Source organism: Furfurilactobacillus milii (assembly GCF_009863985.1).
GTDB lineage: Bacteria > Bacillota > Bacilli > Lactobacillales > Lactobacillaceae > Furfurilactobacillus > Furfurilactobacillus milii_A.
Genome location: NZ_WEZT01000002.1, coordinates 19,010 through 44,015, shown reverse-complemented (window position 1 = coordinate 44,015; position 25,006 = coordinate 19,010). Strand labels below are relative to the sequence as shown.

Below are 25,006 nucleotides of genomic sequence, written 5' to 3'. Positions count from 1 at the left end.
TCTCCTATTTTTCCAATTCGTTAAGTTTGTCGATCGTATCTTCATCGGTAATCATTGAGGTCTCATAGATAGTTCGATTAGCGTTTGAACTAACCTTTGCCAAGTCTTGTTTGACCTCAGTGATTTTTTTATTGTTTGCGTTCAAGCTGTCAAAGAAATTCTGCTTCAAATTATTCAGGACAACTTGAGCCGATTTTTTACTGAATGGGTAGGACTGAATTTGTACCACCTCTACGGTGGTTTGATAGTCAGCTTGTAAGACTTGAAGCGTCCATTTATCACCAATTGTGGGCACATCCTCATTAGCCATGGTTACCGTAATCGTGGAAGTTGGCTCACTCTGCATTTGTGAAAGTACATAGGCGTTCATATCAGTGGTATTTGTAATCGTATCACTGGAGACATCAGCACCATCACGTTCACCCCAGCGGCTGACGGAGTCATTATCCGTAACTGTGAATGGCTGAAAGGGTGGATTTGTAGCGTTACCATTGGAGTCAGTATTGGATTGACTAGAGCTAGCTGTAACTGTGTTCACAATAGTAGTTGAGTCATACTGTAGCTGGACTTCTTGAGTATTGTTACGATAGCGGAAAACGTTATCTGTCATATGCGTGAAACTGGCTTCATCATACAAATTGATAACTTTGTTGTCTGGGAAATACGCATACACATTAAAGGTTGTTAAAATCGTGCTCAAGCCATCGTTAACCATACATGCGCCAAAGTCAGTAATTGATTTGCTGCCAAAGTTGCCGTGGATAACGTAAGAATAACCAGAGTTCAATCCGGCTAATAAATAATCCATAGCACTGTTAATCGTGTACGTCTGTGCTCCAGCATTCTTATTATGTTGCATCCGGTAATTTAGCTGATAAAAGACATGTGTAGCCGTAACTGTTAGTGCGTGCTGACCATCTTTCCGGTCATCAGTTACCTGCTTAACAATGTACTCCTGTCCTTGATACCACACGGAATTCTCAACGGTTAACAAGTTGAAAGCTAAACTACCATCCTCATAGGCGGTGAAGTCTAGCTGAAGCTCACTATTTTTTTGCCATGTATACTCAAATGCTTCAAAGTCGATGTTAGTCAGAATGTCTGTGTACTGGCGTTTAGCATCCTGAACAACTAATTTATCTTTGGTCTGCATTAGAAGTAAATAAAGGGAAAACTAAAAGTAATGTTGGGATTGCTTAAGCCAGTAATGGCAATCTCGTTGTTACCCTTTTCAAGTTGAATGTGTCCAAAGTCGGTCTCTAAGCCATCAGCATTCCCGTTTAGATAGGAACGAACACCATCTAGCACAAATGTGTCACCAGTAACCATATTGTGGTTAACTTTAATACTTGTTCCATTGGTCGTGTTAGCTAATGTGAAGCTACCCGCTCCTTGCACCGTTATCTTAAGCAAATGGCGGTTGATGTATGGGTCAATGGCAATATCACTTGGGTTGTAAACGTTAAAATTGTTACTCGTGAAAGTGTACGGCGTGTCTGTATCTGGTAAGTTCATACCGAAACCTAAGCCATCAGTTGTGCCTTCCAGTTGGTCACTTGGTGCCAAAGAATACCTGAACCCTGTTGGGTTATCAAAAGGAATGGCTAGAACATTTTCATGACTTCCCTCAGCTGGTGTAATTTCAAATGGCTTGGGAATCACATACGAACATTTGTTTGGCTCAATATCATCACGTAAGCGTACTGTTTGGCGTCCCATTAGCAACCTATAGATACTACCAGCAATCAGTTTGAACTCTGCGGCATTCTGAGCACGTACAAGCACATTAGCGGTTACTGCGTTGGCACCGAAAGCTACATTCTGAATGCGTTCACCATCGGAACCAGCTAATTGTAGATAAGTTGGCGTAATCTGTGGGCTACTATTAGTTAATGAAAGCATGCTAACTTGTGGGATAACTTGGGTTAAATCAAACTCATCACCATTTTGAGGCTTGATGTAAAGATGACCGCTCATAGGCAACTGTCTCCTTTCTGTAACTTTATATGTATTAAAAAGGCATCCTTTATTTAGAATGCCTTATTTGTTTCTATATATTCTGAAAATTTCTAAGTGACTGGTAGCCATTTGCGGCTTGTCCGAAGTCTTGCATATTGAAGCCATTCCCCTTAGCAACGTTGATTAACATAGCTATTAATGAGTTATTTTGCTCAAGTAAGGCTTCCACTTTTGAGTTATCAGCTGTGCTGTAATTGTTAGTAACCGTGCTTTTGGTACGTGCTGAGGAATTGCCATTAACAATTCGAGAAGCTTGAGCTAGCAGTTGGTTAGCACGTGACTTCTGTCCAATTAACGGCACAATCATTTCTGGCAAATTTCCTTCGGCTACTTCAATTAATTGATGATTAGAGACTAGGCCACCATCGTGATAGCCATGGCCATTACCTAAGAAACTTAAGCTACTACCATATCTTGCTTTGGCATAAGCTAAGCCTGCTAACAAATCATCATATCCGTTGAATATATCGCTGTGCCCAGGGAACGCATAATGATTGAACGTGCTACGTTTAGTCTGCATTAATCCAAGGGCTGGACCTGAGCCATCACCATCTGGATCAGCTCCTGGTTGTCGGGCGTTGTTGTTACCACCAGATTCCGTTTGTATCTGTCGAAGGACACGTTGGACCATACTATCTGAAGTTGACAAGTGGTTAGCGTCAAGAGCTTTTTTGACTAAGTCTGCCCAACGTTGTACACCTGCGCCAGCTGGCCCACCTTCAAATCCACCACCATCTTCTTCATCGTCATGTTTCTTCTTGAGTGAATCAAACAGCTTCTTAATTGGTTCAATGATACCTTGTACAAAGCCATGACCTAAGGCTGGGGCAAGTCCTTGAACAAAGCTAGACTTACCGCCCATCATACTATCTACAGCCTTGTCCATGACCTTTTGGAGGCTTGATAAGGGGTCTTTAATGAAACCTGTTAGAGCGTCCCACTTGTCTTTGAACCAGTGACCAACACCAGTTAACCAGTTTTCCGTTCCGTCTTCAAAGTGGGGGAACATCTGGTGGGTTGCTGAAGCTGGGACAACTGTCTCTCCACCTTCAAAGTTAACTAGTCGATTTTTACCGCTAAGAATATGCACATCTTGGTTTCGGTCAATGATTGCTTCACGTGGGTCAGCCACACCTTGCTCATCGTTAACCATTGCAATCCCTTTGGGTGCTCCAGCTGTCCCTTTGGCAAACTTTGAAATCTTTTTAATGGCATCTGAAGACCCACCAAAGGTATGAATAACGCCATCAATTAAACCAATGCCGCCGTTGATAACATCAATAATCATATTCATGCCATCTTTGCCAAGGTCTTTGACAGACCTCCACATGTCTCTCCATAGGCCTTTGACGTCTCGGCCTAAGCCTTTCCAGTTGCCCGTGAAGACGTCTTTGAAAATCTTGAAAATATCTCCAATAACTTTCATGGCATTGCCAAAGCTATCAGCCCAGTATTTACCTGCGTCGTCAAATAAATTGCCAACAAACTTTAGCGCTGGCTTGATGAAGTTAATTAAGCCTTTGGCCATCCTCTTAGCGGCGGCAATAATTGAGTTGACAAAAGCACGAAACCTAGCATTGTGCTTATATAGGGCAAATAGAGCGGCTCCCAAGGCAACAATTACAGCAATAACTGCCATGAATGGCCCAGCCGCTTGTACCGCATTCAATACCCTTTGTGCCGCCGCTTGCAATAACGTACTGTTCCGAAGAATATCCAAGCCATGCTTTAGGCTAAGAAAGTCACCGTACAGTGAACGCACACCATTAAGCAATTTCTTGCTAGCAAAGGCTGTCAGTAGTAATCCACCAATAACTTTTACGGTTGTCTTATGCTTAGCTAATCCACCGAGGGCATTAGAAACATTCTTAATTGGGTTCGAGGCTTTCTTCGAGTTGCCCGTGAGATTATTAAAAGCCCTAGCAATTAACTCCACAGCACCCTTGAAAGTGTTCCATGCACCAACTACCAGTAACTTGAGAATTGTTGATAGGGAACCAATTAAGCTTGATAAATCCTTTTGATGCGCCGCTATATATCCTAGAAGCTTACTTGCTTGGGTAGCCAAGTTTGCAATTGCTTTCCCTAGATTGGTAAAGAGTGACTGAGTAGCCTTAGAATTCAGCACTTTAGTGACAGCTTCTAATCCCGTGTTTTTAACACTTAGAATTGGCTTTGCGGTGGCCGCTTCAACCTGTTGCCAGCTACCTTTGAATTGAGCCAGTGATCCCTGTGCTGTCTTCCCAAACTGATCAAATGTTGATTGAGATGTTGCCCCAATTTTAGTCAAGGCATTTTGGAATTGTTGTGAGGAAATTGAACCGTTAGCTACAGCTGTCTTTAATTGGTCTTGGCTCATGTTGAGTGCTTTAGCTAACTGCTTAGGTAATGCGGGTACACTCTTAGCCATCTTAGAATAGATAGCACTGGTTAGCTTGCCAGACTTTTGTACCTTCATGAATCCAGAGGAAATTGCCTCGGCACCCTCAGCGCCTTTACCAGAAGCAACGGCTAGGGCACTTGCCCCACGGGTTAAGTTTTCCGTTATGCCAACACTGCCAGTTAACCCATAGAATTGCTTTTGCAAGCCATTAACTTCTGTCCCAGCAAAGCCTGTTTGTTTCTTCAGGTCTCCAACTTCATTGGATAGCCACTTAATATCATTTTTCTTGAGCCCCAGTTGTTCCCAAGTTGAATTCATCTGTTCCCCAGTTTCATCAATTTGAATCCCTTGGGAGATGATGTTCTTGAAGCTACCTGTTATGTTGCTTAAAGCATTACTTAGGGCATTCCCAATGAAGGAACCCTTTAAAGTGTCTGAGAACGTCTTTGAGGATTTATCTGCTTTCTTTTCAGCATCGGAAACCCCCAAGAGTTTATTTCTAATAGAGGTGAATGGGGTCTCTGGTTTCCTACTCAGTTGTTCCCGTAAGTCTTTGGCTTCAGTTGACGCTTTAGCCATGGCTGTAGCAGTCTTATTAATTCGTTCTTGCTGGGTAGCAATTGCGGAATCATCTTTGTGCTCGGCTGACTGCAGCTTTTCTAATTCTGAAACTTGCTTGCTGTAGATTGAGGCTAACTTTGAATGGCTATCTTGTAGCCCTGTCAGTTTGGCTTTGTTGGCTTCTGCTTCCTTACCCTCAGCCTGTAAGCGTTCTACGTATGACTGGGTTACCTTTTGGGCGTCTCTAAGCGATGAGGTAATCCCAGCTAAGCCACTTTTTTGATAGTCATAGGATTTAGTTGCCCGATCAAGCTGGCCAGACATTGAGGATAGTTTGTTGCTAGCCGTGGCAATCTTGCTACCCAACTTGTCGTAAGATGCTTGGCCTTCCTTGGTAGAACGGTCAAGATTATCCTGTGTTTCCTTTAAGCGGTCAATGACGGCCTTTTGCTTTTCAACAGCATCTGATAAGCCTTCATACTTGGCCTTAGCCGCTTCTACAGCATCCCCTGAGGATTTAGCCATAGCTACTTGTGCTTTCCATGAGCTAGTTGCGTTCTTAACGGAACTAACCAGTTGATCCAAAGCTTGCACAGTATCCGTAGTGTCTAGACCAACACTGGTGGCCAATTTTGCGACAACTTTTTTATCTGCCATTATCTGACCACCTTTGTATTTATTCATTTAAATGTATTAATATTAGGCCAACTGATGGAATCGAACCATCAACATAGCACCAGCGTTGGTTATTTTTGTTCCGAACGAACAGCCTTCATCAAATCCATTGGGTCAGCAATTCGTTTATCTTTCTCTTTAGCACCCAAGAGAGCCATTAACTCATAGTAGTCTGCATCGTAGAACTGTTGTGACGTCCAGTGTAGGTTAACCAAAGCATGTTGCCCCCATAAACGGAAGTCTGCTAAGCGGTTAGAAGCAATAAACTCTCGGTATGCTGGGTTGGCTATTTTGGGTCAACTTTCTCAGCTTCTTTGGCTGGCTGACGTTCTGCTTCAGCCTTAATCTCTCGGTCGGAGCGTCCCATCAAGCGTTGGAAAACATAGGCTAAAATTTCAAATAATTCAGCTGACTCCGTGTCCCAAAGCTTATCCGTTTCGTCATCAGTCAGCTTCAAAGTTAACTGCAAGAATGCAATTGCGTTGTGAGTTAAATCCTGCATTTCCTTTACATAGGCTTCAACCTGCTTGTCTTCACCATCTTCATCTAATGGGTTGTCAGCTTGGGTCATTTGCAATTGCAAAGTGTACATCTTGTCCATAACTCGGTTGGTTGTCTTAACGTCAAATGCTTTTGAACGAATCTTTCTAACTGTAATTTTCATGTGAATCCCTCAATTCATTTTATTTTGTTTATGTATGCAGGCAGCCATCTAAGGCTGTCTATCGATTATTTCTAGTGACCAGCTGGAGCTGGGGTAGTAGAGCTACCGTTAGCTGGAGCTGTGTAACCACCGAATATATCAGCCAGCATCGCTGAGTTGTCGAAACCAGTGTCCCCGTCGTAATAAACCTTGACTGCTTGGCCATCCCATTTGTCAACCGAGAACGATTGGTAAGTCAATGGATCATCTTGGCGTACCTCATCTTGGGTGTTCGTATCAATCTTGGCACCAGTTTGAATAACATTGCCTTTGGCAAATCCCCAGTAAATATTGTGAGCGTAGCCAATCGTACGAGTGTTAATCATCAAAGCTACGTTTGGAACAGCACCTGGTACATAGCCACCCTTGCCATCTGATACACGGCCTAGCAGTTTCTGGGTAATGTCAAATGGTAAGTTGTTGAAGTCCAATGCGACACTTGGAGTTGCCACAGATTTAAGTTGGTCAACCGCCCCATCGTTCCCATAAATTAATGCCCCAGCCTTACCTAGGTTAGTAATTTCAGCACTCTTCGTACCCAGTTGTGCTGATGTGACTTGATAAATTCCCGAAGCGGATAACCCTTTGTCAGCGTCGGCAATAATATTTCCGTCATTATCAACGAGCCCAAGAGTGAGTAAGTGTAAACCTACAGTTGCCATGCAATTTACTTCCTTTCATTTATGCATAAAAAAGACAGCCGAATAGTTGACTGTCCTAGAGTGTATTAAGTTAATCCATTTACATCAATGTTCTTAGTAACCACAAAGGCTACAATTGGTTGATCTGTGTCTGGGTCGTGGTAATGCTGAATCCCACTCACATACCAACCATGGTCATTCAGTGCTTGCCAAAGCAAAACTTCAGCCTTATCTGCGGAGCCACCTAGTCGTTCTACTGTAATATCTTTCGAATAGAACACAGTTACGTTGAAGCTTGGCCGAAGCTCATTAAAGGTATCGTTACCGTATGCATCAAGTGTGCGATTATTCTCCACAACGAGTGCATCTGTTTCATCAGTCACGTCTAACTTTTCGGGGTCTAAGCTGTTGGGATATACGGTATCAATCCACGGAGCCAAAGATTGTAAAAGGTTGCATAGGTCATTCATTATCATTGTTATCACCTGCTCCTTCTACAATTTCTTTGTAAACTTGTGCTTCTGCTTCAGCTATGTCATCAGCGGAACTGTTCCGTGCTTCTTCAACAAAGTTATCCCCAACGATGGCTTGCTGTCCAGAGTGCTTAGTCACCCTACCAGTTTTAGTGGCTACTGGGTGTTTAGTCCCGTAGGCAATCCACAGCGCTTTATAAGCGTTGAAAGTATTTCCCCAGCCAACTGTTGCAGTCCCTGTGTGTTGCCCATCAATGTCGGAATCTTGTTCAACAATGTCCTTGGCTAACGGAAGCTCTTTCTGTGTCTTGATGTCCCTATAGTGGCGTTCTTTAGCTATCTTTTGCAAGTTACTTTGAAAGGCTTTAGCACCAGCCGCAGAAATCTTTTCTTGGTCCTCAACACTAAGTTTAGCCGCACTTTCTACATTGGCTAAGAAATCTTCTAATACATCGTCTAAATCATGGCCCGCCATTACTTACCACCCTTTTCTGTTAGTTGGATAGTTAAGTAATCATAGGTATTCAACTGGTTAGAGTCATCAACGGAATTACTAATAATCTTGTACAAGCCATCTGGCAGTTGAACCAACATGTCAGCAATTACTTTTTGGTTGTGTCTGATGATGATAACTTTAGAATCCATTAGTGTTGAACCAGATAAGGCATAAGTTTGGTTTAACGTGCGTGTCTTTGGGGCATAGTGTAGAGAAAACTGTTGCACAAAATGAGTGGTCTTACCACCAGTGGCTGGATTGGTTACTTGCTTTGACGTTCCAAATTGAGCAACACGATTAAAGCTACTTGGGCTAATTGGTGCCGACATTGGAAACACCCCCAGCCAACTGTTTGGCTTTCCACATTTCAACTTTCGTCCCAAAATGCGATAACATAATCACAGCCCCCATTGGTACACCACTGGACAGTTCTCTGTCGTAATAGAAAGCTGTCGCTAGTGTCTTAACCAATCGTGTGTACATATTGCTGTCAATTGCTATGAGCTGTGCTTCGGTTAACGTGGGTGAGATTGAGTCAATGATTAGGGCTTTAGCATCGTTCACAAGCGTTTGTAGCGTAGCTTTCTCATTGCCGATATCATCAATATTGAGCTCTGACATCAGTTGACTAGCTACGTCCACCTGTTGTTCTGTGTCTGCCAAATTATCACCCCTTTATTAACGGCCGCTAGCCTTTAAGGCTTACTGTGTATTTCTAAAGCGACTGAGTTGTATTTCTAATTATTTGCTTGGAGTAGAACTAGTAGCTGAAGCAGTGTAGGTTACAAACTTACCTGCGGCTGTATCTGCGGCTTTGAAGTCAGCACGCATTGCAACACCCAATACTTGTTCAAACTGTTCGTTACGATCCCAGTTAAGCGTCATTTGACCACGAACGGCTTCCAACACGAACGCTTTAAGGGAACCAACAAATGCCTTAGCATCGCCTGCGTTACCCAAGACATCATCAGCAACCACAATCAAATCAGCACCAAACAAGGTCTTACCAGAAGCAGCGCCAATAGAATCTTGTAACAGATAACGTCCGTCGCCGTCCTTTAACTTGTCAATGGCCGAGAACATGCTTTCTGAGACAATCCACTTAACATCGGAACCATAGTTGGTTAAGCCAACGTTAAATGCATCCTTCAGATCATCGGCTGTCTTTGCGGCAACTGGTGTAGCAGTTTGCAACACGGCACCAATCTTGTGTTGTTCCGTTGAAGCTTGCACATCTTGGATATATGTGGCAAGTAAGCTAGTGATGTTAGGATAATCCTGTGTCATTTCAAAGCTGACTGGTAGCATTCCACGCAATGTTTGTACATCGTAAGGAACTGGGGTGATGGAAGCTTTAGCAATGGCTGGGTTGTCAGCCAATTCAGCAGCTGACACAAGTTGAGCGGAGGCTTTTTGCAAGATTGGCAGCTTACCCGTTGGAGCAGAAACGGAAACTTTATTCACATAGCCACCCAATTGAGTTGGGTCATTTGGCACCTTCATGACGTCCAAAATTTCTTCTGGCAATACGGCCTCACCATCGCCTGAAGTGAATCCGCCAACAATATCCCGCTTCTGTACTTGACCAGTCTTTAAGAATTGTTCGAATGAACGTACTTCTTCAGATTTTTCATTTGTTTTAATCGTCTTCATAGCTCGTTTGTTTGCTCCTTTTGCGTGTGAGATTAATGAATCTTGTTCAATTTCGTCATCGTCGTCATCGTCATCGTCCCGTGTTTGTTGTGAAGCAGCGCTTGTGGCGGCTGAATCCTGTGAGTCTGCTGAATCAGCTGAACCCTGTGCTTGTGAGGCGTCTCCAGAATCATTTTCAGTAGCTTCACTGGTGTCTTCATCGCCTGTGTCTTCTGAGCCATCATCATCAGATAGACCAGAAGCTTGTGCAATGACACCTAAGTCACTTTGAAGCTGATCAATATCAGCTTGAACAGCAGCGATTGCATCTAGGTTAGACTGCACATCAGCAACATTTGAATCTGCATCGTCAGCCATCGCTCGTGTTTTCTTAGTCAATTCAAGTTTTTCAGCTTTCTTATCGGCTAATTGTTTAGTTAAACTTTCTTTCTTAGTCAACGGTTAATCCTCCTCGTACGTACTTAAAATTAATTTCAATTTTTGCTTCTCTTGGATATCTTTGTAATTCTTAAAGCCACGTGAAACAGCCACACTCGTTTCGGTGTAAGCTGGCAATGGTGTAATGCTAATTTCGATTAGCTGATCAATCTGGTTAATTGTATGAACAAGCGTACCATCGTTATCCTGTGACCAATCATCATCAGCAATCGTGAATCCAAATGAACAACCTTGAAGATTGCCATTTTGGACATTGGCATAGGTATCACGCCCTAGAGTTGTATCTGGCATATCTAGAACAAAGTGTAAACCAGTCTTATCTATGTTAAGCGTTAACGTGCTTGCTGTAACACGTCCTAGAATGTTGCTAAGGTCGTGGTTGTATAAAGCCAACACATTTGACATATCCACACCGTCGAATGCGTGCGGTGAAATGTACTCGGTGAATCCCATGTCTTCACTAGGCTGACTGAAAACACATGCGTATCCCTCAACTTGTCCAATGCTAGGACTATTTGTGTCCACTGAACGTGTCTGTAACTTAGCATTAGCCAGGGTACGAATATCATTAGAGCTTGTTGGCATCAAGTAACCCCCTATCTGCTAATGCGTTAATGGCTTGCTGAGCTGTCAGAACTTTACTGGTAGCTAAGCTTTCAATCATCGAGACATATCTTGAGTTATCAAAGTCTAATGCTTGGGTGATATCCAGTTTAATAGTTGGAAACAACTTGGCTTGCAGTTCACTTTGGATGGGCAAAATGTACTTGTTTAAGCTGTTAGCATACAGTGTGGTAATCTGCTCAAGTGAACTCTGCTGGTCACCTTGTCCATTTAAGTAGCTATCGGGAATGCCAAAGGCTTTCGCAATTTGAGTTTGTGTAAACGTAGTTGTTGCTAAAAACTTTGCTACATCAGCACTAATTGTTTGCGTTGAAAGCTTGGCTGATTGATCAAGCACGATTGCTTTACCAACGTTGTCACCCGTATTCAAAGCTTGGAAATCGTCTCTAATTGTGTCCTTGGCTTCCCGAGACAACTTGGCGTCTGGGACGGTAATGGTTGTCGATGGATTAATAGCGTTCTGAAGCGTGCTCAATGACAGCTTATTGGCCTGATCTTGAATGGCTACCATTTGTGCCAAGCTTTCCAATGGTGAACGCCCAATGAATTGCTTACCGTTTTCTCCGAATGGCATTAGCCTAATGTGAATCATTTCATCAGCATCTAGCTGAACATTGTCACGGTCATCTTGATAATTAACCTGGTATGAAATAGCGCTTGAATCATCAGCTAGGTTAACGGTAACTTGGCTGGTTGGAATCTGCTCCAAATGATTAGGAACACCTTTGCTATCTTTATAAATTGCCAAGTATGTGTTGCCAGTAAGTAATAGTTGTAAATAGGCTGATTGCCAAAAGCTGAAGCTATTAATTAGTTCACTAGGATTATTCAAGATGTTGAATGGACAACCTGTAAACGTTGCTGAGGCTAGGTCTGATGAAATAAGGTTGGTAACTGCGAAAATGTCACTATTCTTAAGCGCTGTGCTAGCGTCCACGAAGTTTTTTGGAACAATTTGACCGTTGCTGATAACGAATGGTGTGAAGTTTGTTGATGGTATTAAGCTACGTTTAGTCAATCTTTCGAATGGATTGAGTAAGCTCATTTACGAACACCTTCTTTAATGGGTGTCGTCAAAAAGTCCAGAATTGTCAGCAATATACCTGTACAAATGAATCCAGCAGGTACGTTTAACATAAAAATTCCAGTAGATATTAAAGCTATGCCAATCACTAGAATGAATAGCACACGGTATCTTTTGGTTGTTCTCATTATTGGCTAACACCTTCTCCACTTTTACAATAAAAAAAGAGTTCTCAGAAGGAACTCTCTATGTCTCTACTATATATACGTATTGGTTGTCTAAAAACTGAAGTCATTAATAAAGTAGTCATTAATATCTTCATCCGTCATACCATCGAACGGTGACTTATCCTCTCCATCTGTACGTGATCGTCCTTCAAAATATAGACAAGCCTCGAAAAACGCATCCACAATCGCATCCACAGCATCAATCTTGGCACTGTTAACGTCTTTATCGACTTTGAGGCCGTTATTATCTGTCTTCAGTAGGGCGTTGGTGAAAGCTGTTCGTAAAAGATGGTCATCATAAGTCGTTATTCTGTGTTGCTCAAAGCTTTGTTGAAGAAATTTGGTTGGCTCATTGAGGCTTAGGGTACCCTGACGAACAGGAATTATCTTGTATTCACCGTGTAAATCATCAAGCCGCCTAATAAATTTGTCCGTTCCGTAAGCGTCATATAGAAATGCCTTTACTTGCAAATTATGGTTTTCAATGAAATTCATCAGCCATGTGAATACTCTGCCTTGATCAATTAACCCAAATCTATCACGACTTATTTCACAGAATCCTTTTTTCTCAGCGTCTTGGTAGTTAATTCCATCTCGTTGCATTTTAGCTTCAATATTTCCAGCCTTTGCCAGCGGAACAAAGCTGTATTGCATGACATGAAACTTGTCTTCACCGTTCATTGTGTATGGAAAAACAAATCCTAAAGCTGTGTCATCATTCAACTGTGAAGCGTCATAGCCAATATAGACCTCTCGGTTTTCAATGCTGAAATTTTGCCTTGGTATGACTGCGCTCTCTAGTAAATCAAGTGGGATAAAGCCATTTTTGTTGTGAGCATTACTCCATCTATTCATATTCTTGACGATAAATTGCTGTAAGGTACCATCTGCGGCTTTACTGTCACGTTCTGCCAGCAATCCATCAGTTAAATCTTGCTTCTTACCTGCTATTTCCATTAGTGGGTTGCTCTTTATCCACGTTTCAGGTTTGAAAGCTTCATCATCGTTGTCCTGCTCCCAACACAAAAAAAGTTCACGGTCAAAGTCATTAGACTGAGCTTCAAGCAGTTTCTTGTACCGTCGATATTGTTCATAAAATGGAACTTTGGGGTTTAGGCCTGCTGTACCGATGAATACAGAGATTGCATTTGGATTTTGAACGTTACCACTTGTCAGTGTCGATGAAAAGTCTGTCGTTTCTACCAACTCTGCTTCATCTAAGACAAAAAAAGTAGGGTGGACGCTATCACCACCAGAGCTATTGGCTGACATGGTCATTAGCTTGCTGGCAGTTGACGGCATACTCATTTTTTCAGTGTTATAGGAAACGGGAAACTTCTTTTGAAACGCTTTAAAGTATTTGCCATTGGCTAGTTCGTTCCACATCAACTTAATATAGGTATATAAGGCCTGCACATGCGTGATGTTGTTTGAACTAATCACAATCGTTCTAGCAGTCGCTGGCTGTCCTAGGAGAAAGTTAAGCAAGCTCAAAACTGATAAGACTACAGACTTACCATTCGTTCGAGCCATGCTGAGGTTAACTCGCTTGAAACGTTTTGCTTTGGGATTGTCTTTAATCACCCAGCCTTCAATCATGCCTAAGATAAATTTTTGAAACTCAGCCAAGCTAAGGGTTTGGGTTTGTGCGTTGTCTACTTCGGGAAGAATGCTAGCAAACTTAAGTACGCCCTGGGTTGCTTTCGTAGAGTAATCGTAAGGAAATCCCTCTGTATCAATTCGTTGCAAATCTTTTAACTGCCGTAAGCAAGCTAACTTAATCAATCTGCCAGCTAACCTTTTACCAGTCAAAACGTCGACACAGTATTGTTGAACAGGGTCATTGTATCGTTCAATCACGTCATCAAAGTCAGCAATCTTGAAATCAGCCAATAAATCATTTTTGTGTGTCATTAAGTTAAGCACCGCCAAACAATTTAGCTAAGTCGGCAATTGAGGCACCATCATCATCTTTGTCAACATTCAAGTTTGCAAACGTTGCTCGGCTAGCTGGTGTTAATCCTATCTGTTGCCCGAGGCTATTCAGCTTTGCCGTTGCGGCATCAATAATCCGGGTAGATGGATTCCGCTTGTAGCCAGTGAAATCGTGTGCGACAACATCGCCAGTGGTTGGATCCACAACAGTTCTGTAAGCCGGCTTTGTCTGACCATTCTTCTGCAAGTCTTCATAAGCTGTTCTTAACATTTGAAAGTTTATGCAAAAGGATTCCAAGATTGCGGCGTCTGATTGCGTTATGTAACCTTTGTCATTTAAAATTGGAGCCAACTTTGAATACATAGAACGTGCATACGACTTTAAATACTTGGGCGGATTTATTGCAAGCTTGGGTTCAGCTTTATTTTCATCAACTAATTTCTTGGTTGCATCACGTTGGTCTTTTCGATCACTTGGATTAGTTGTTAATTTTCTCGGTCGTCCTGCCATTTAATTTTCACCTGCTTTCTTGTTAGGAATGCTTTTAAATCACAATTTATGAGTTTCTACCCCCCTCAGAAAAAAAGTTTTGAATTTCTGCATCGTTTAAACACGCGCCTAGTTGGTATGCTCGGTGCCTCTTAAACGTGATGGGGCGGGGGTAATTATGTCTTCTCACTATATATACGTATTGACTGTCTAATTAATCATGCTAATGTTCTCTCTCCTTTAATACTTTAATCCACCATGCTTTAGGCAGATGTTTTAGTTGATTGTCTGACATGGATTGTTCTATGTGTGTCTTGCGATTGTGCTGTGCTCTACTTAAAAGCCATAGGTTGTCAGCATCTAGTTTGTGTTGACTGTCCATCAGTCTCATTGGCACAATATGATCCACAATGACATCAGTATCCTTTAGAACTGTTCCGGTAATCGCTGAGCAATACATATCTCGTGTCTTTACAAAACGGCTGACGGTCTTCCATTGCTGGCTATGGTAAAAGATACTGCCGTTGGACAGCTGCTCATATTCTGGTCGCTTGGTATCATCGTAATGTTTAGCTCGGTTAGCCAATTGTTTACGACCAGCGGCTGACTGTTTAAGCTGTGATTCCGTGTCTCTCATATACTGATGGTATTTATCTGCATTCATCGCTTTGTGTTTCTGACAAAACTTTTCTTTGGAAGATATAAGTTCATGACAGCCAAGCCAGTTACACCTATGCATGCGCATTACATCATCCCCCGACCACTAAGTTCATCTACCTTGTCGTACACACAATTAATAAAGTTGTATTCATCCGCTTTAATATGATCTGGCATTCCCCAGTTTTGAATAACTAAACCAGGCTTTCTATAGCCTGGCATGGCTAATACGTCTTGAATAATGTCTTCATCGTTAACCTTGTTTAGATACATGTGCATGACTGGATCAGTGTAATTCTCTGATTCTACCAAGAACACAATGTGCGCTAGCAATTTAAGTTGTTCAATAATAGCCATTTCATCATCCGTCCTTAGTAAGGTGTCGATTAGATCACGTCTTTCCTTAATCACAGAATTGATAGCATACAGTTTCTTTTTAGTCTGCACTTCTGTCAGCCCGTAATAATCTTGTGTTGCAACTGCCCCTTGAACATATCTGATAATGAATTGAGCCATTTTCGGTTTAAAGATGACAAAGGCAAAGTCATTCAGTTCTTGAACTTCAAGACGACTAATACTTTTGTAAACTGGTCTAACAAGTGACTTATCATCAAATTCAATACTTACAATTGGCTTTTCATTATCTTGTTGGCACTTCAATTTCTTGAAATGCTTCCGTCGTAAATCTTTGTATGCAAACGTAATATTCCGATTTAGCTTGTTATCATTTCCCAGCAAAGCATCTGTGAGCGTTGAACTGGGCATTGTACTGAAGCGATGCTCTATTAGTTCAACAATCAAATTTTGCTGTGCATCAACCTTATTGGTTCTCATGTCAACGGCCAACTGTTTAACACAGCGTTTAAATGTCTTGTTAGATTTAATAAGCTTAACAACTGTGCTATTAGTGTAATTTTGCTTCATCACTTCATCCCTTTTGTTAATCCATTACAGATACTTCAATTTCAATTCTTAGCCCGTTCCATTTTCTTCCTCCTAGAAAATATCTTCTTTAGTTTCGAATCCATCTAATATCTTTGAGATACGATTCTCGCTATTTTGTAGTTCTTCCAAGTATTTGTCCAAAGTTTCCACTAAAATGCTTCCACCGGTCGCTGAACGTCTCCTGTACTCTATCAGAGCCATTCGAACGTTTGGATAATACGTTTGAGTAGTTGATCCGATCTTACCACGACTCTTTTTATTCAAAATGATGTTGTAAGCGTCGCTTGTAATGCTGTAAGTATCGTCAATCTTAATATTGAGCGCCATTGACCACACCTCCCATCAGTAGTTCATACATAATCTTGTTCACGTCTTCGATTTTTAAATATCGTCGTGCGTCAGTTAAAATGTCGCGATCATTAATCTTCCAACGATACATATCACGAATCTTGTTTTCTGACCAAGTAATTGTTCCACGCATATCACCTTTATGCTCCTGCAACGCCTCGGCCAGAAAGTCACGATAGGCGACGTAGCAACGTTCATATTCAATTGGCGTTAACTGCTTCAATAGTTGGTCGCCTCCTTCCAGTTGTAAAATACGTCGTTTCTAATGATTGGTTTTGGTGTCTTAGCCTTGCCAGTTAGATTGAGTTGCTTCGTCACACCGATACAGGCAGCTTTGAAATCGTGCTTACGAACAACTACCGCTTCAACTGGTACGCCTGTGTGCATAGCGAACAAGCGAAATTTAATGCGATTGCCATTATCAATGCCGTATATTCCGAATGAGTTCTTAACGTCATACACATGCAGTATGTGCATGAAATCGTCGTAGATAATAAAATCTGGTGTGTAACGAATGCTATTAATTGCAGCTCCTTGTTGCACAACTGTTTTCTTAGCCAAGACAAATTTAGGGTGGACAGATACATGTTTAGGGTCAACCTGTTTGAGAATGAAACGCTCGTAGAAATCTAACTCCTTTTGGCTGTCAAACTTCTGTCCCCACTTTTCAATCTTTATACCGCGTTTGTTCAGTGCTGTTGGTGAGTTCATGTTCGCGGCCCACCTCCGTTATTGTGGATGTCGAGTAGAACTAGCACCGCGAGTACCGTGACAACTAATCCCATCGTGATGTAATAAGCGTTACTCATTCGTTCCTGCCTCCAGTTTTCTGCCACACGGCTGACCTTGTTTGTGAAAAAATCTTACCTTCACGGCGTTAGATTCCATTAGTTCTTCTCCTTAGCAGGCACATACTTAATGCCATTAATCATCACTGACTTATCTTTGCCCACTGGCGTTTGTGTACGATCACGAATCCCCATAATGTCAGCAATGAAGTCCTGGCAATTTGCCTCCTCAAAGGTTACCTTGTTCCAGTCCAACGGAATATCGCCACGTTGCTTTAGTTGTTTGATAGCTTTATTTGTGAATTTAGTTTTAAAAATTTCTGTTTCGCAAACACTGCCTGCCGTCATCTTACCAGTTAAAATATCAATGTTTAAATAGCCTAATTCACCATTGAAAATTTTTACATAATATTCCTTATCTTCTACACGCTCATCTAGTGGGGTACTTGCAAGTTCTGATAAAATCATATAAAGCTTGTCGCTGAACGATAATTTTTTAAAGCATTCTTCGTTATTATAGAATAAATATCTTTCATTTCCTTTAACCCACGCAGCAAGCATATTTTTGTAATTAACAACAAAATCTCCATCACCCATATTAATATCATACTTACTTGATAATGCTTTAATCTGCTTCTCTGCTTCACTATATTTCATTTGTCTTCCTCCAGTAGCTCTGGGTTCTCGTGCACGTTGCCTTTTAACAATACGTCTGATTCCGGGTCATCAAACTCACAAAATGGTACAAATTCTTTAGCGTTATAATGATTGATATGTGCGTCTGTGTGGCTAATTCTATTAATTAAAATCCCCAAAGACCAATTACTTTTGACAACAATTCCAATATATTCAGTTTCAAGGTCTGTTACTCCACCCATAGAATATTCATTGCTGGTATCGTCCACCAGTCGGGCATGGCTGTTTCAGTCATTTCTCGTAACCATCCTTTCTAATTAATTCTGCCTATGGTCAGGAATACCCGCAAAATTCAGCACGAACCCTGTTGAGTTCTCTGCCAAACGGCTCCAAATTCTAGCGTCATAAGCGGCTGCTAGCTCGTTTTTGTGCAAGTTGGTGGTAATTACTGTCGGCTTGTATTGTCGTGCTTCAAAGATGCTCATAGCCTGCTCTGTGACGTATGCAGTAGCCTCGTCACGATTAGAAGACTCAGCACCCAAATCATCCACGACAACTAACTCGGCTAACTTAATTTCTTTCATGACTGCTGCCATATCTTTCGCAGTGTTCTTATCATTCATCCCCAACTTCAACAGTTCCAGCAGGTCACGAAAGTTCACGTACAACACATGTCTAGCAACAGGCGACTCATATTCACGTCCGGCAGTATCTCTACGATTCGTTACACGTTGGTAGTTTGTCTGCTTCAAGAACTCCCACAAAATCGACATAGCCAGATGACTCTTACCAACACCAGTTTCGCCGCCCATGACAAGATGGTTATTACCACCAGCGACGACTGCTTTGACGTAGTTCTGCGACTTGTCATACACACGTTGCTCGGCCATATTATTGATCACATAGTCATCAAACCTGTGTGACCAAAGTGACGTGTCAGTGATGACACTGTGATATTTCATGTATCTGATTGCACCAGTGCGAACAGATTTTTCAGTTAACTGTTCAGGAGATAAAACGTTGCCCACGATGTTGTCATCTTGTCCTTCTTTATAACCGCATTCAGGATTAGGACATGAGAATTGTGGCTGTCCTGATTCGTAAGCCTTCGATGCTTTGAAGCAATACATTGGGCCACCACATATTGGACATGGATAATCAGCTTTTTCCATTAAATGTTTGTTGTTAAACAGTTCTGAAATAGAGCTTTCCAACGTTGCAAAATCAGCCATTAGAAGTCCTCCATCTTGTCCAGATTCATGTGTGGATCAGGTTGTGGAACAGACGATGTTTGATTCAAGTAACCTTCAAACTTACTAGCTCTGAACAGCGTAGATGGCTGCAAGAACTTGTTCATTTTACTGTCCTTTAACCAGTCAGCAGTCTTGTTATCGATTACCTTACGCATATCGTCAGCGTTATAGCCTTCTTTGTGACGTGCCATGATTAGAGTCTTATTAGCCGCTGTGTGTTTGAAATGCTTACCTGTTTTCTCGTTCAAATAATCGATAACTGACTGCCAAGGGAACTGTTCGGCGATAGCCGGACTATGTTCTTTACTATCCTTACCTAACCTATCCTTACCTAACCTAACCTGTGTCTCCAATCCGTCTACAGGTTGTATACGTTCTGTATACAAATCGCTATCGTCACCGGTATTAAGCGAATACGCACCGTTTGCATCTTCTGACAATTGTTGTTTTTCATCAGAATAGATAGTTTTTGTGTAACGATCTTTTGCAATGTAGTTATGGATTTTCCAGTCCCTAATCACAACCACTCCGGATTCAAATACAAAAATAAACTGTTTAGCGATCAACAATTTTAAATCGTCATCATGAGCGCCAGTCATTCGCTTCACTGAATTTGGATTAGCAACAAATCCATCATCATCAGCGTGCATGTTCAGATGAAAATAAAGCGACTGTGACGACAACGGCATCTCTAAGAATTTATCGGTATCTGTGATTTTTTTGCTGAACATTCTTCTTTGTGCCATTGTGTTACCTCCTAGAACGGCAAGTCACTGTCTGAAATGTTGACATCGTTGTCAGTGCTTTCAAATGGATCGCTTGCCTTGTCTGCTGTTTTGAAAGCGTGACCGACTTCTGGGAAATTAGTTGTTTTCATTGCCTTAACGTTTAGATTTTTCCCCGATTTTCCTTTGCTTTCCCACTCTTCATTCTTAACAGTGACCAGTAGTGGCTTGTGGTATAGCTTGTCAAAGTAGTCGTCTAAACTGTCAAAATGTGTGTGGTTAGGCAGCCCAGCAGCTTTGGCAACGCCGTACAACATACCTTTTGGATATTTACCGTCTTTCTTGCTTGGGAAAATGCGGTAAAAGATGTGTGCGTTGCTAAAACGTTGATCCTTGATGTCGTTACGAATAATAAAATCAAATTGAATGTAATCAAGCCCAGAATGTTCAAAAGTGTCTTGCTTTGAGTTGCCAATAACAACTTCATACGTTCCATCTTCAACACCGAATTCTTTTACTTCTGAATAGTCCAAATCAAATCCTGACATTATTCGTTACCTTCCTTTTTCTTGGCTACTGGTTTATGTTTTCCAAATTCAAATACTTCTTCGATTGGTGCAATGGACCGTTTATCTAGGCGGTTCTTGGCGTACACTGTGTTGTTACCTTCTAGCATTGCCCCACGGTTGCCTGTTTTAGGGTTCACGATTAGCCGTGCTACAACGTCTGCAAGTCCTAAGAACCCATTCAATGACTTCAAGCGCACGTCTGGTGCATATTGGCTAAATGTCTGACCACTTTCTAGTTCGTTATCAATCTTTTGCTCCCAAGCCGTAATTAAAATGTTTACGTTTGGGATCATGTAAAGTGTTGTCACAATACGCGCAAAGTAGTTAGTCCACTGTGAGTAATCCTGAATTTCGTTTGAAATACCGTTGTGACTTTTGCGACCCATTTCAACGAACCAATCCTTTTCAAGACTTGAGACGTTGTCGATTACCACGTTGTTAAACTTCTTACTGATTTCCTTTAGATCGGGGTCGGACAGAAAGGTATTCATGTCCTCAATTGGATGTTCACGATCAAAAGGACGACCTTCTTTTGTTCCGTTATCAAACTTATACAACTCAATATTTGGAATGCCTGACAAAACCTTGCTTGAATTATCTAAATCTAAGAGCAGTGTTTTACCAGGTAAATACTGAATGCTAGTCGTTTTACCTTGCCCAGCTTTGGCATATAAAATCATTTTCCAATTGCTGTCCTTTAAAATGTTGCTGGTGCTTTGTGTGATCATTGCTTTCTCCTAACTAATGCGTAGTGATTCACCTTGCTCTAAGTGTGCCCCGTTGACCTCTAACCCATTTTTTAAAGCGTCCTTGAGTTGTGACTTATTAAGTTCCTTAACTTCATGGATCGTGAAAAACTTGTCTGGCAAAAGTGACTCGTCGTTGACCATCAACTTGACTGGGTTCTTTTGAATCCGGACTGAACCACGTACCGATTCAATCTTCTTAATGTTTGCCAAGTTCATTGAGTTAAGTAAGAACTGTTTCATGTACTTTTGATTGTTAGCAATGCGTTTACGTTCTGCTTGGAGCCGTTTAATTTCAGCATCATACTTTGCTAGGGTTGAATTAGTCTCTTTAATTACGACTGCATAGTTAGCACCCTTGCCCTCAATTCCACCTGCAATAGCTTCTAAGGTGTCATCTAACATCTTTGGATCATCTACCTCACCAATCAGTGAAAGTACACGTTGGTAGTTGCTATCAAGTTCGTATAATGTTGGCATTATGCGTCCTCCTCATTATTGACAAGCGTTGCACCAATTGATTCCATGAGGTTGTCACTAGTGATGTAGTTATCACTAGTCAGCCAGTCAAATACGTCAGCAGATGAGTTTTCGTCAATCAATGTGCTAATTAATTCTGAAATACCTACAGGGTTGATTTCCGTAACTAACGAATACAACCATTTATCAACATCTTCATCAGTGATTAAATCACCGTGATACATCCAAATCTTTTGATACGTGTAGGTCATATTACCATTGTAGTCGGTACCGAACGGAATGCGGTTATCAACTGGATCGCCTACCATACTGTTCTGCAGGTCTCGTGCATTAGTCATTATTTCTATCCTCCCTGAATGATTTCATTCATGAGCCCACACATTTCGTCATAAATATGCGTGGTCATAATTAGCTGCCCTGCTTCGTAATCAGGTAGACTGCCATCACGCATTAACTTGATCTGTAAGGGCAATTGTTTAACACCAATCACATGTAAAATTTTCTGCATGTCCTGAATACGCAATTCAGTTACTGCTTTATTTCGCATTTGCTTTTACCGCCCTTTCGGTAGATAATGTTCTCGATTAAAATTTTCTTAACCGGTCGATCAGAGTTGCCGCTCTGGTTGACCTTTTTTCGTGGTTGCATTGACTGCAAACCTGCTAGTGCTATTTTTTCGTTGATGGTGTATCACCTCTTTCAAATAGTGAATGCCGATGCGCAATCACATATTCAAGTACCATACCGACACCAATCCAAAATGGTAAAATGAAGAACCAACTCATGTTGTCGCCTCCTGTACGCCTGCCCGCATATTTTAGAGTTCGTAATTTACTTGTTTGGTCTTGATAATCCAGTCCAAACATTCTCTGGGAATGTAACGCCATTTGCTAGGTGGATCACCAGGAACAATCTCAACGTGAGGAAAGCCTGGTTCAAACTTGTAATTCTTTTTGAAAGTGTCGTAGTCAATCCGCAACCAGCGAATTAATAATTCTTTTTGGTTAACTTGAACGTCTGGACTGTCATTACGCTCAATCAATTGCATGTAATCACCAACCTTTCTGTTTGCTTCCTAAATTCAACTTAGGAAGCTTGTTCGAGTAACAGCTTGAATGTTGCTCTGCCTTTAGGCGTGATAAGCGTTTGGATAAATGTCTTGTCCGTCCATTCACTTACTGACTCACGATATTCGAACAAGTCATGATCGTACTTTGCGTAGTGTTTTAACTGCTTGTTACGTCCATTGTTTCGGTACACATACTTGTGCTCTAACAACCAATTGATGAAAGCTTTTTGACCAATGTGTAATTCCTTGGCAGTATCTCGAAAGTTAGTTAACAGGTTTCGTTCAACCAAGTCATCGAAGTAATCAACTTTCGGCTGCATCAACCGCTTTTCTTCATTCAACTGCTGAACCTCTGCTTGCGATTCCTTGTACCGAGTCAAAATCTCAATCATCGTGTCGGGATTGCTGAGCAGTTGTTCAACCTTGGCTGGTTCCATATACATCCCCTGCTCACGAATGGCGGGAAGAACCATGCTAGTCACCCAATGCTTGAACCGCTTGGCTGACGGAAGCTTGCTACCGAACACTAAGGAGTAGACACCAGACTCATTAATAACAATCATTTTCTGGATTCCACCAGGGGTGTCCATTTCGTTCACCCCTTTATCCTCGACATCAACGTGATCTCGAATTGCCTTTAAGGGATTTGAATATCCCAAGACTTCTGCTACATCCTTGCCAACAAAAACGGCCTCGTCCTTTATTAAAGAAGTTCGAATGTCTGAACCTTCAAACACGAAATTCATTAATTCGTTCATTTTGATTTCTCCTTTCTTGCCTCATCCAGAATAAAACTCGATGTAACCCCTAAATAACTCGCGACATCCTGTAAGCTGTCAGCTGCAGGCATGTGATGATCCCACGTACTAAGACGACCATTTGACAGTTCGAGGTCTTGCTCTATTTTTCGAATACTCGTATTTTTTTCACCCGCAAGCCTTCGAACTACCGTGTATACAGACATGCACTTCACCTCCATAAAATTTATTCGAAGAAAAATATAGATGTCTATTGACGATTCACCGAACATATTCTATTATTAACACATAACAAATAAGCCTTTAAACGGCTGTTCTATCGGCTTCCGTTAATTAATAGATGTCTATATTTTCTATATGCTCCCTCAAGCACAAGGTAATAATAGCACCGATAATTTTCGGAGTCAATGGAAAAACACAAAATATTTTCGGAGGCTCACATGAACACTTTGTATCAACGCATTAAAGGCCTTGCAGATATACATCACATAAGTCTTGCCCAGGTCGAACGAGATTTGAATTTTTCAAATGGAATAATATCAACTTGGAAGACTGGTAAGGCGAGTTCCGATAAAGTTACTGCTATTGCAAAATACTTTGATGTATCTACAGACTACCTATTAGGAATGGACGACAAGCAGAGCAAAGATATAGATGCGATGACCAACAATCAAAAACTCATAGCCTACTCGATTGATCCAGACGTTTCTAATGAAGAGCGGGATGCCATTATCGAAATGGTTAAACAGGCCATGAAATTTCGCAAACGACTGTAAGGTGATTTTATGAACGATCTTGAACGTATTGAAGATATGTATCCAGACTTAAGATTTTGGGGTGTTGAAGTTAATAACCCTGCATATCACGGTCATATCGAGGGAAAAGACGTATACATAAATGTACTGCAAAACGATCTTGACTGGCTAAAAACTGCTCTTCATGAGGCCTCACATTATGAAAACGATACTGGTGACCTTAGTAACGTCCGGTACATGGCAACACTTCGTGCCGAAAAATGGGCTATGTTTGAGGCCCAAGAAAAATACAAAACAATGTTCAAATAACACTCTGTCCAAATACTGAAGACATTAAAAGCTGACATTATTCTAGGGGGATTTTTATCATGACCAAAAAGATTACAGGCTCTGACGGAAAAACTTATGTACAAAAGAAGCCATTCTATAAACGAGTATGGTTTTGGATTCTTGCAGTCGTTATTATAATCGTTATCGGAGCTGCTGTTGGAGGAAACGGTGATAGCTCTTCGAGTTCATCTAGTTCTTCATCAAAGACGGAACAATCTAGTTCGAAAAGTTCTTCTAGTTCGAAGCCTAAAACTTCTGCAACTAATTTAGCTGCTTTAGCATCAGCGAAGACCTATGCAGATACAATGCACATGTCTAAACAGGGAATCTACGATCAGCTAACTTCAGATGCTGGTGATAAATTCAAGCCAGAAGCTGCACAGTACGCAGTAGATCATCTTAAGGCTAATTATGATAAAAACGCATTGGAGGCTGCAAAATCTTATCAAAAAGATCAAAACATGTCTCCTGATGCAATTCGTGAACAGTTAACTTCTCAAGATGGAGACAAATTTACAACTGAACAAGCGGACTATGCGGTTCAAAACTTGCCTAAGTAACTATTATGAAATAAAAAAGCACACCCTCATCCCCTACCAAAGTTT

At 41.4% G+C, this 25,006-nt stretch carries 34 protein-coding genes; 3 read left to right on the top strand and 31 right to left on the bottom strand.

Annotated features, from left to right (window positions below):
* Window positions 1–4: 4 nt before the first annotated feature.
* The 31 genes from GB992_RS00810 to GB992_RS00665 all read right to left on the bottom strand — a co-directional run bounded on the left by GB992_RS00810 (window position 5) and on the right by GB992_RS00665 (window position 23,316).
* A complete protein-coding gene (locus GB992_RS00810) occupies window positions 5–1,153 on the bottom strand; it encodes a phage tail protein (protein ID WP_161000819.1) in 1,149 nt (382 codons plus the stop codon).
* The gene (locus GB992_RS00805) at window positions 1,153–1,977 is read right to left on the bottom strand and encodes a phage tail domain-containing protein (RefSeq protein WP_161000818.1); all 825 of its coding nucleotides are present in this window, start codon (window positions 1,975–1,977) and stop codon (window positions 1,153–1,155) included. The genes GB992_RS00810 and GB992_RS00805 overlap by 1 nt, the downstream gene beginning before the upstream one ends.
* A 73-nt stretch (window positions 1,978–2,050) precedes the next feature.
* Entirely contained in the window at window positions 2,051–5,620 is a 3,570-nt protein-coding gene (locus tag GB992_RS00800) for a tape measure protein (RefSeq protein WP_161000817.1), read from the bottom strand.
* 89 nt (window positions 5,621–5,709) lie between these two features.
* On the bottom strand, window positions 5,710–5,853 hold the full coding sequence (locus GB992_RS11600; RefSeq protein WP_162855576.1) for a hypothetical protein: 144 nt from the start codon (window positions 5,851–5,853) through the stop codon (window positions 5,710–5,712).
* Window positions 5,854–5,924: 71 nt separating this feature from the next.
* Window positions 5,925–6,302 (bottom strand): phage tail tube assembly chaperone, encoded by a 378-nt coding sequence (locus GB992_RS00795; RefSeq protein ID WP_161000816.1) that lies wholly within the window; start codon window positions 6,300–6,302, stop codon window positions 5,925–5,927.
* Between the two features lie 71 nt (window positions 6,303–6,373).
* Window positions 6,374–7,003, bottom strand: a complete 630-nt coding sequence (locus GB992_RS00790) for a phage tail protein (protein ID WP_161000815.1) — start codon at window positions 7,001–7,003, stop codon at window positions 6,374–6,376.
* A gap of 65 nt (window positions 7,004–7,068) precedes the next feature.
* Window positions 7,069–7,458 (bottom strand): DUF806 family protein, encoded by a 390-nt coding sequence (locus GB992_RS00785; protein ID WP_161000814.1) that lies wholly within the window; start codon window positions 7,456–7,458, stop codon window positions 7,069–7,071.
* A complete protein-coding gene (locus GB992_RS00780) occupies window positions 7,445–7,930 on the bottom strand; it encodes a hypothetical protein (protein WP_161000813.1) in 486 nt (161 codons plus the stop codon). Before GB992_RS00780 ends, GB992_RS00785 begins: the two co-directional genes overlap by 14 nt.
* Complete coding sequence (locus tag GB992_RS00775) at window positions 7,930–8,280, bottom strand: phage head closure protein (protein WP_161000812.1); 351 nt, start codon at window positions 8,278–8,280, stop codon at window positions 7,930–7,932. Before GB992_RS00775 ends, GB992_RS00780 begins: the two co-directional genes overlap by 1 nt.
* Entirely contained in the window at window positions 8,264–8,614 is a 351-nt protein-coding gene (locus GB992_RS00770) for a head-tail connector protein (RefSeq protein WP_161000811.1), read from the bottom strand. Before GB992_RS00770 ends, GB992_RS00775 begins: the two co-directional genes overlap by 17 nt.
* Window positions 8,615–8,692: 78 nt before the next feature.
* Window positions 8,693–10,042 carry a phage major capsid protein gene (locus GB992_RS00765; RefSeq protein ID WP_161000810.1) on the bottom strand — a complete coding sequence of 450 codons (1,350 nt, stop codon included), beginning with the start codon at window positions 10,040–10,042 and terminating at the stop codon, window positions 8,693–8,695.
* 3 nt (window positions 10,043–10,045) lie between these two features.
* Window positions 10,046–10,627: an HK97 family phage prohead protease gene (locus tag GB992_RS00760; RefSeq protein WP_161000809.1), complete on the bottom strand. Its 582-nt coding sequence runs from the start codon at window positions 10,625–10,627 to the stop codon at window positions 10,046–10,048.
* Window positions 10,611–11,711, bottom strand: coding sequence for a phage portal protein (locus GB992_RS00755; RefSeq protein ID WP_161000808.1), 1,101 nt, complete (start codon window positions 11,709–11,711; stop codon window positions 10,611–10,613). Before GB992_RS00755 ends, GB992_RS00760 begins: the two co-directional genes overlap by 17 nt.
* 257 nt (window positions 11,712–11,968) lie before the next feature.
* Complete coding sequence (locus GB992_RS00750) at window positions 11,969–13,831, bottom strand: terminase TerL endonuclease subunit (protein ID WP_161000807.1); 1,863 nt, start codon at window positions 13,829–13,831, stop codon at window positions 11,969–11,971.
* Between the two features lie 4 nt (window positions 13,832–13,835).
* Window positions 13,836–14,363: a phage terminase small subunit P27 family gene (locus GB992_RS00745; protein WP_161000806.1), complete on the bottom strand. Its 528-nt coding sequence runs from the start codon at window positions 14,361–14,363 to the stop codon at window positions 13,836–13,838.
* Between the two features lie 202 nt (window positions 14,364–14,565).
* Window positions 14,566–15,081, bottom strand: coding sequence for an HNH endonuclease (locus GB992_RS00740; RefSeq protein ID WP_488655865.1), 516 nt, complete (start codon window positions 15,079–15,081; stop codon window positions 14,566–14,568).
* Between the two features lie 5 nt (window positions 15,082–15,086).
* Entirely contained in the window at window positions 15,087–15,923 is an 837-nt protein-coding gene (locus GB992_RS00735) for a hypothetical protein (protein ID WP_161000804.1), read from the bottom strand.
* A 72-nt stretch (window positions 15,924–15,995) separates the two neighbouring features.
* Entirely contained in the window at window positions 15,996–16,271 is a 276-nt protein-coding gene (locus GB992_RS00730) for a hypothetical protein (RefSeq protein WP_161000803.1), read from the bottom strand.
* A complete protein-coding gene (locus GB992_RS00725) occupies window positions 16,255–16,515 on the bottom strand; it encodes a hypothetical protein (protein WP_161000802.1) in 261 nt (86 codons plus the stop codon). The genes GB992_RS00730 and GB992_RS00725 overlap by 17 nt, the downstream gene beginning before the upstream one ends.
* On the bottom strand, window positions 16,512–17,003 hold the full coding sequence (locus GB992_RS00720; RefSeq protein WP_161000801.1) for a DUF1064 domain-containing protein: 492 nt from the start codon (window positions 17,001–17,003) through the stop codon (window positions 16,512–16,514). The genes GB992_RS00725 and GB992_RS00720 overlap by 4 nt, the downstream gene beginning before the upstream one ends.
* 176 nt (window positions 17,004–17,179) lie before the next feature.
* Entirely contained in the window at window positions 17,180–17,737 is a 558-nt protein-coding gene (locus tag GB992_RS11670; protein ID WP_186337555.1) for a hypothetical protein, read from the bottom strand.
* Window positions 17,734–17,958, bottom strand: a complete 225-nt coding sequence (locus GB992_RS00710) for a hypothetical protein (protein WP_161000800.1) — start codon at window positions 17,956–17,958, stop codon at window positions 17,734–17,736. Before GB992_RS00710 ends, GB992_RS11670 begins: the two co-directional genes overlap by 4 nt.
* Window positions 17,959–18,033: 75 nt before the next feature.
* Window positions 18,034–18,948, bottom strand: coding sequence for a P-loop NTPase family protein (locus tag GB992_RS00705; protein ID WP_161000799.1), 915 nt, complete (start codon window positions 18,946–18,948; stop codon window positions 18,034–18,036).
* Window positions 18,948–19,715 carry a conserved phage C-terminal domain-containing protein gene (locus GB992_RS00700; protein ID WP_161000798.1) on the bottom strand — a complete coding sequence of 256 codons (768 nt, stop codon included), beginning with the start codon at window positions 19,713–19,715 and terminating at the stop codon, window positions 18,948–18,950. Before GB992_RS00700 ends, GB992_RS00705 begins: the two co-directional genes overlap by 1 nt.
* Before the next feature lie 11 nt (window positions 19,716–19,726).
* On the bottom strand, window positions 19,727–20,242 hold the full coding sequence (locus tag GB992_RS00695; protein ID WP_161000797.1) for a DUF669 domain-containing protein: 516 nt from the start codon (window positions 20,240–20,242) through the stop codon (window positions 19,727–19,729).
* Window positions 20,242–20,991, bottom strand: coding sequence for an AAA family ATPase (locus GB992_RS00690; RefSeq protein WP_161000796.1), 750 nt, complete (start codon window positions 20,989–20,991; stop codon window positions 20,242–20,244). Before GB992_RS00690 ends, GB992_RS00695 begins: the two co-directional genes overlap by 1 nt.
* 9 nt (window positions 20,992–21,000) lie before the next feature.
* Window positions 21,001–21,489, bottom strand: coding sequence for a siphovirus Gp157 family protein (locus GB992_RS00685; protein ID WP_161000795.1), 489 nt, complete (start codon window positions 21,487–21,489; stop codon window positions 21,001–21,003).
* The gene (locus tag GB992_RS00680) at window positions 21,489–21,827 is read right to left on the bottom strand and encodes a hypothetical protein (RefSeq protein ID WP_161000794.1); all 339 of its coding nucleotides are present in this window, start codon (window positions 21,825–21,827) and stop codon (window positions 21,489–21,491) included. Before GB992_RS00680 ends, GB992_RS00685 begins: the two co-directional genes overlap by 1 nt.
* A 5-nt stretch (window positions 21,828–21,832) precedes the next feature.
* Window positions 21,833–22,036: a hypothetical protein gene (locus tag GB992_RS00675; RefSeq protein WP_161000793.1), complete on the bottom strand. Its 204-nt coding sequence runs from the start codon at window positions 22,034–22,036 to the stop codon at window positions 21,833–21,835.
* Window positions 22,037–22,306: 270 nt separating this feature from the next.
* Entirely contained in the window at window positions 22,307–22,537 is a 231-nt protein-coding gene (locus GB992_RS00670; RefSeq protein WP_161000792.1) for a hypothetical protein, read from the bottom strand.
* Between the two features lie 38 nt (window positions 22,538–22,575).
* Window positions 22,576–23,316, bottom strand: coding sequence for a BRO family protein (locus GB992_RS00665; protein ID WP_161000791.1), 741 nt, complete (start codon window positions 23,314–23,316; stop codon window positions 22,576–22,578).
* Between the two features lie 440 nt (window positions 23,317–23,756).
* Between GB992_RS00665 and GB992_RS11665 the strand changes: the two genes are divergently transcribed.
* From GB992_RS11665 to GB992_RS00650, 3 genes are read left to right on the top strand one after another with little or no spacing between them, the layout of a single operon-like run.
* Window positions 23,757–24,092, top strand: a complete 336-nt coding sequence (locus GB992_RS11665; RefSeq protein WP_186337554.1) for a helix-turn-helix domain-containing protein — start codon at window positions 23,757–23,759, stop codon at window positions 24,090–24,092.
* Between the two features lie 9 nt (window positions 24,093–24,101).
* Complete coding sequence (locus GB992_RS00655; protein WP_161000790.1) at window positions 24,102–24,380, top strand: hypothetical protein; 279 nt, start codon at window positions 24,102–24,104, stop codon at window positions 24,378–24,380.
* A 59-nt stretch (window positions 24,381–24,439) separates the two neighbouring features.
* Complete coding sequence (locus GB992_RS00650; RefSeq protein WP_161000789.1) at window positions 24,440–24,961, top strand: Ltp family lipoprotein; 522 nt, start codon at window positions 24,440–24,442, stop codon at window positions 24,959–24,961.
* Window positions 24,962–25,006: the final 45 nt, after the last annotated feature.

Bases quoted from the DNA above. Each gene is read 5' to 3' on its own strand.
- GB992_RS00810 (WP_161000819.1), bottom strand. From the start codon at position 1,153: ATGCAGACCAAAGATAAATTAGTTGTTCAGGATGCTAAACGCCAGTAC.
- GB992_RS00805 (WP_161000818.1), bottom strand. From the start codon at position 1,977: ATGAGCGGTCATCTTTACATCAAGCCTCAAAATGGTGATGAGTTTGAT.
- GB992_RS00800 (WP_161000817.1), bottom strand. From the start codon at position 5,620: ATGGCAGATAAAAAAGTTGTCGCAAAATTGGCCACCAGTGTTGGTCTA.
- GB992_RS00795 (WP_161000816.1), bottom strand. From the start codon at position 6,302: ATGAAAATTACAGTTAGAAAGATTCGTTCAAAAGCATTTGACGTTAAG.
- GB992_RS00790 (WP_161000815.1), bottom strand. From the start codon at position 7,003: ATGGCAACTGTAGGTTTACACTTACTCACTCTTGGGCTCGTTGATAAT.
- GB992_RS00785 (WP_161000814.1), bottom strand. From the start codon at position 7,458: ATGATAATGAATGACCTATGCAACCTTTTACAATCTTTGGCTCCGTGG.
- GB992_RS00780 (WP_161000813.1), bottom strand. From the start codon at position 7,930: ATGGCGGGCCATGATTTAGACGATGTATTAGAAGATTTCTTAGCCAAT.
- GB992_RS00775 (WP_161000812.1), bottom strand. From the start codon at position 8,280: ATGTCGGCACCAATTAGCCCAAGTAGCTTTAATCGTGTTGCTCAATTT.
- GB992_RS00760 (WP_161000809.1), bottom strand. From the start codon at position 10,627: ATGCCAACAAGCTCTAATGATATTCGTACCCTGGCTAATGCTAAGTTA.
- GB992_RS00755 (WP_161000808.1), bottom strand. From the start codon at position 11,711: ATGAGCTTACTCAATCCATTCGAAAGATTGACTAAACGTAGCTTAATA.
- GB992_RS00750 (WP_161000807.1), bottom strand. From the start codon at position 13,831: ATGACACACAAAAATGATTTATTGGCTGATTTCAAGATTGCTGACTTT.
- GB992_RS00745 (WP_161000806.1), bottom strand. From the start codon at position 14,363: ATGGCAGGACGACCGAGAAAATTAACAACTAATCCAAGTGATCGAAAA.
- GB992_RS00740 (WP_488655865.1), bottom strand. From the start codon at position 15,081: ATGCATAGGTGTAACTGGCTTGGCTGTCATGAACTTATATCTTCCAAA.
- GB992_RS00735 (WP_161000804.1), bottom strand. From the start codon at position 15,923: ATGAAGCAAAATTACACTAATAGCACAGTTGTTAAGCTTATTAAATCT.
- GB992_RS00730 (WP_161000803.1), bottom strand. From the start codon at position 16,271: ATGGCGCTCAATATTAAGATTGACGATACTTACAGCATTACAAGCGAC.
- GB992_RS00720 (WP_161000801.1), bottom strand. From the start codon at position 17,003: ATGAACTCACCAACAGCACTGAACAAACGCGGTATAAAGATTGAAAAG.
- GB992_RS11670 (WP_186337555.1), bottom strand. From the start codon at position 17,737: ATGAAATATAGTGAAGCAGAGAAGCAGATTAAAGCATTATCAAGTAAG.
- GB992_RS00710 (WP_161000800.1), bottom strand. From the start codon at position 17,958: ATGGGTGGAGTAACAGACCTTGAAACTGAATATATTGGAATTGTTGTC.
- GB992_RS00705 (WP_161000799.1), bottom strand. From the start codon at position 18,948: ATGGCTGATTTTGCAACGTTGGAAAGCTCTATTTCAGAACTGTTTAAC.
- GB992_RS00700 (WP_161000798.1), bottom strand. From the start codon at position 19,715: ATGGCACAAAGAAGAATGTTCAGCAAAAAAATCACAGATACCGATAAA.
- GB992_RS00695 (WP_161000797.1), bottom strand. From the start codon at position 20,242: ATGTCAGGATTTGATTTGGACTATTCAGAAGTAAAAGAATTCGGTGTT.
- GB992_RS00690 (WP_161000796.1), bottom strand. From the start codon at position 20,991: ATGATCACACAAAGCACCAGCAACATTTTAAAGGACAGCAATTGGAAA.
- GB992_RS00685 (WP_161000795.1), bottom strand. From the start codon at position 21,489: ATGCCAACATTATACGAACTTGATAGCAACTACCAACGTGTACTTTCA.
- GB992_RS00680 (WP_161000794.1), bottom strand. From the start codon at position 21,827: ATGACTAATGCACGAGACCTGCAGAACAGTATGGTAGGCGATCCAGTT.
- GB992_RS00675 (WP_161000793.1), bottom strand. From the start codon at position 22,036: ATGCGAAATAAAGCAGTAACTGAATTGCGTATTCAGGACATGCAGAAA.
- GB992_RS00670 (WP_161000792.1), bottom strand. From the start codon at position 22,537: ATGCAATTGATTGAGCGTAATGACAGTCCAGACGTTCAAGTTAACCAA.
- GB992_RS00665 (WP_161000791.1), bottom strand. From the start codon at position 23,316: ATGAACGAATTAATGAATTTCGTGTTTGAAGGTTCAGACATTCGAACT.
- GB992_RS11665 (WP_186337554.1), top strand. From the start codon at position 23,757: ATGAACACTTTGTATCAACGCATTAAAGGCCTTGCAGATATACATCAC.
- GB992_RS00655 (WP_161000790.1), top strand. From the start codon at position 24,102: ATGAACGATCTTGAACGTATTGAAGATATGTATCCAGACTTAAGATTT.
- GB992_RS00650 (WP_161000789.1), top strand. From the start codon at position 24,440: ATGACCAAAAAGATTACAGGCTCTGACGGAAAAACTTATGTACAAAAG.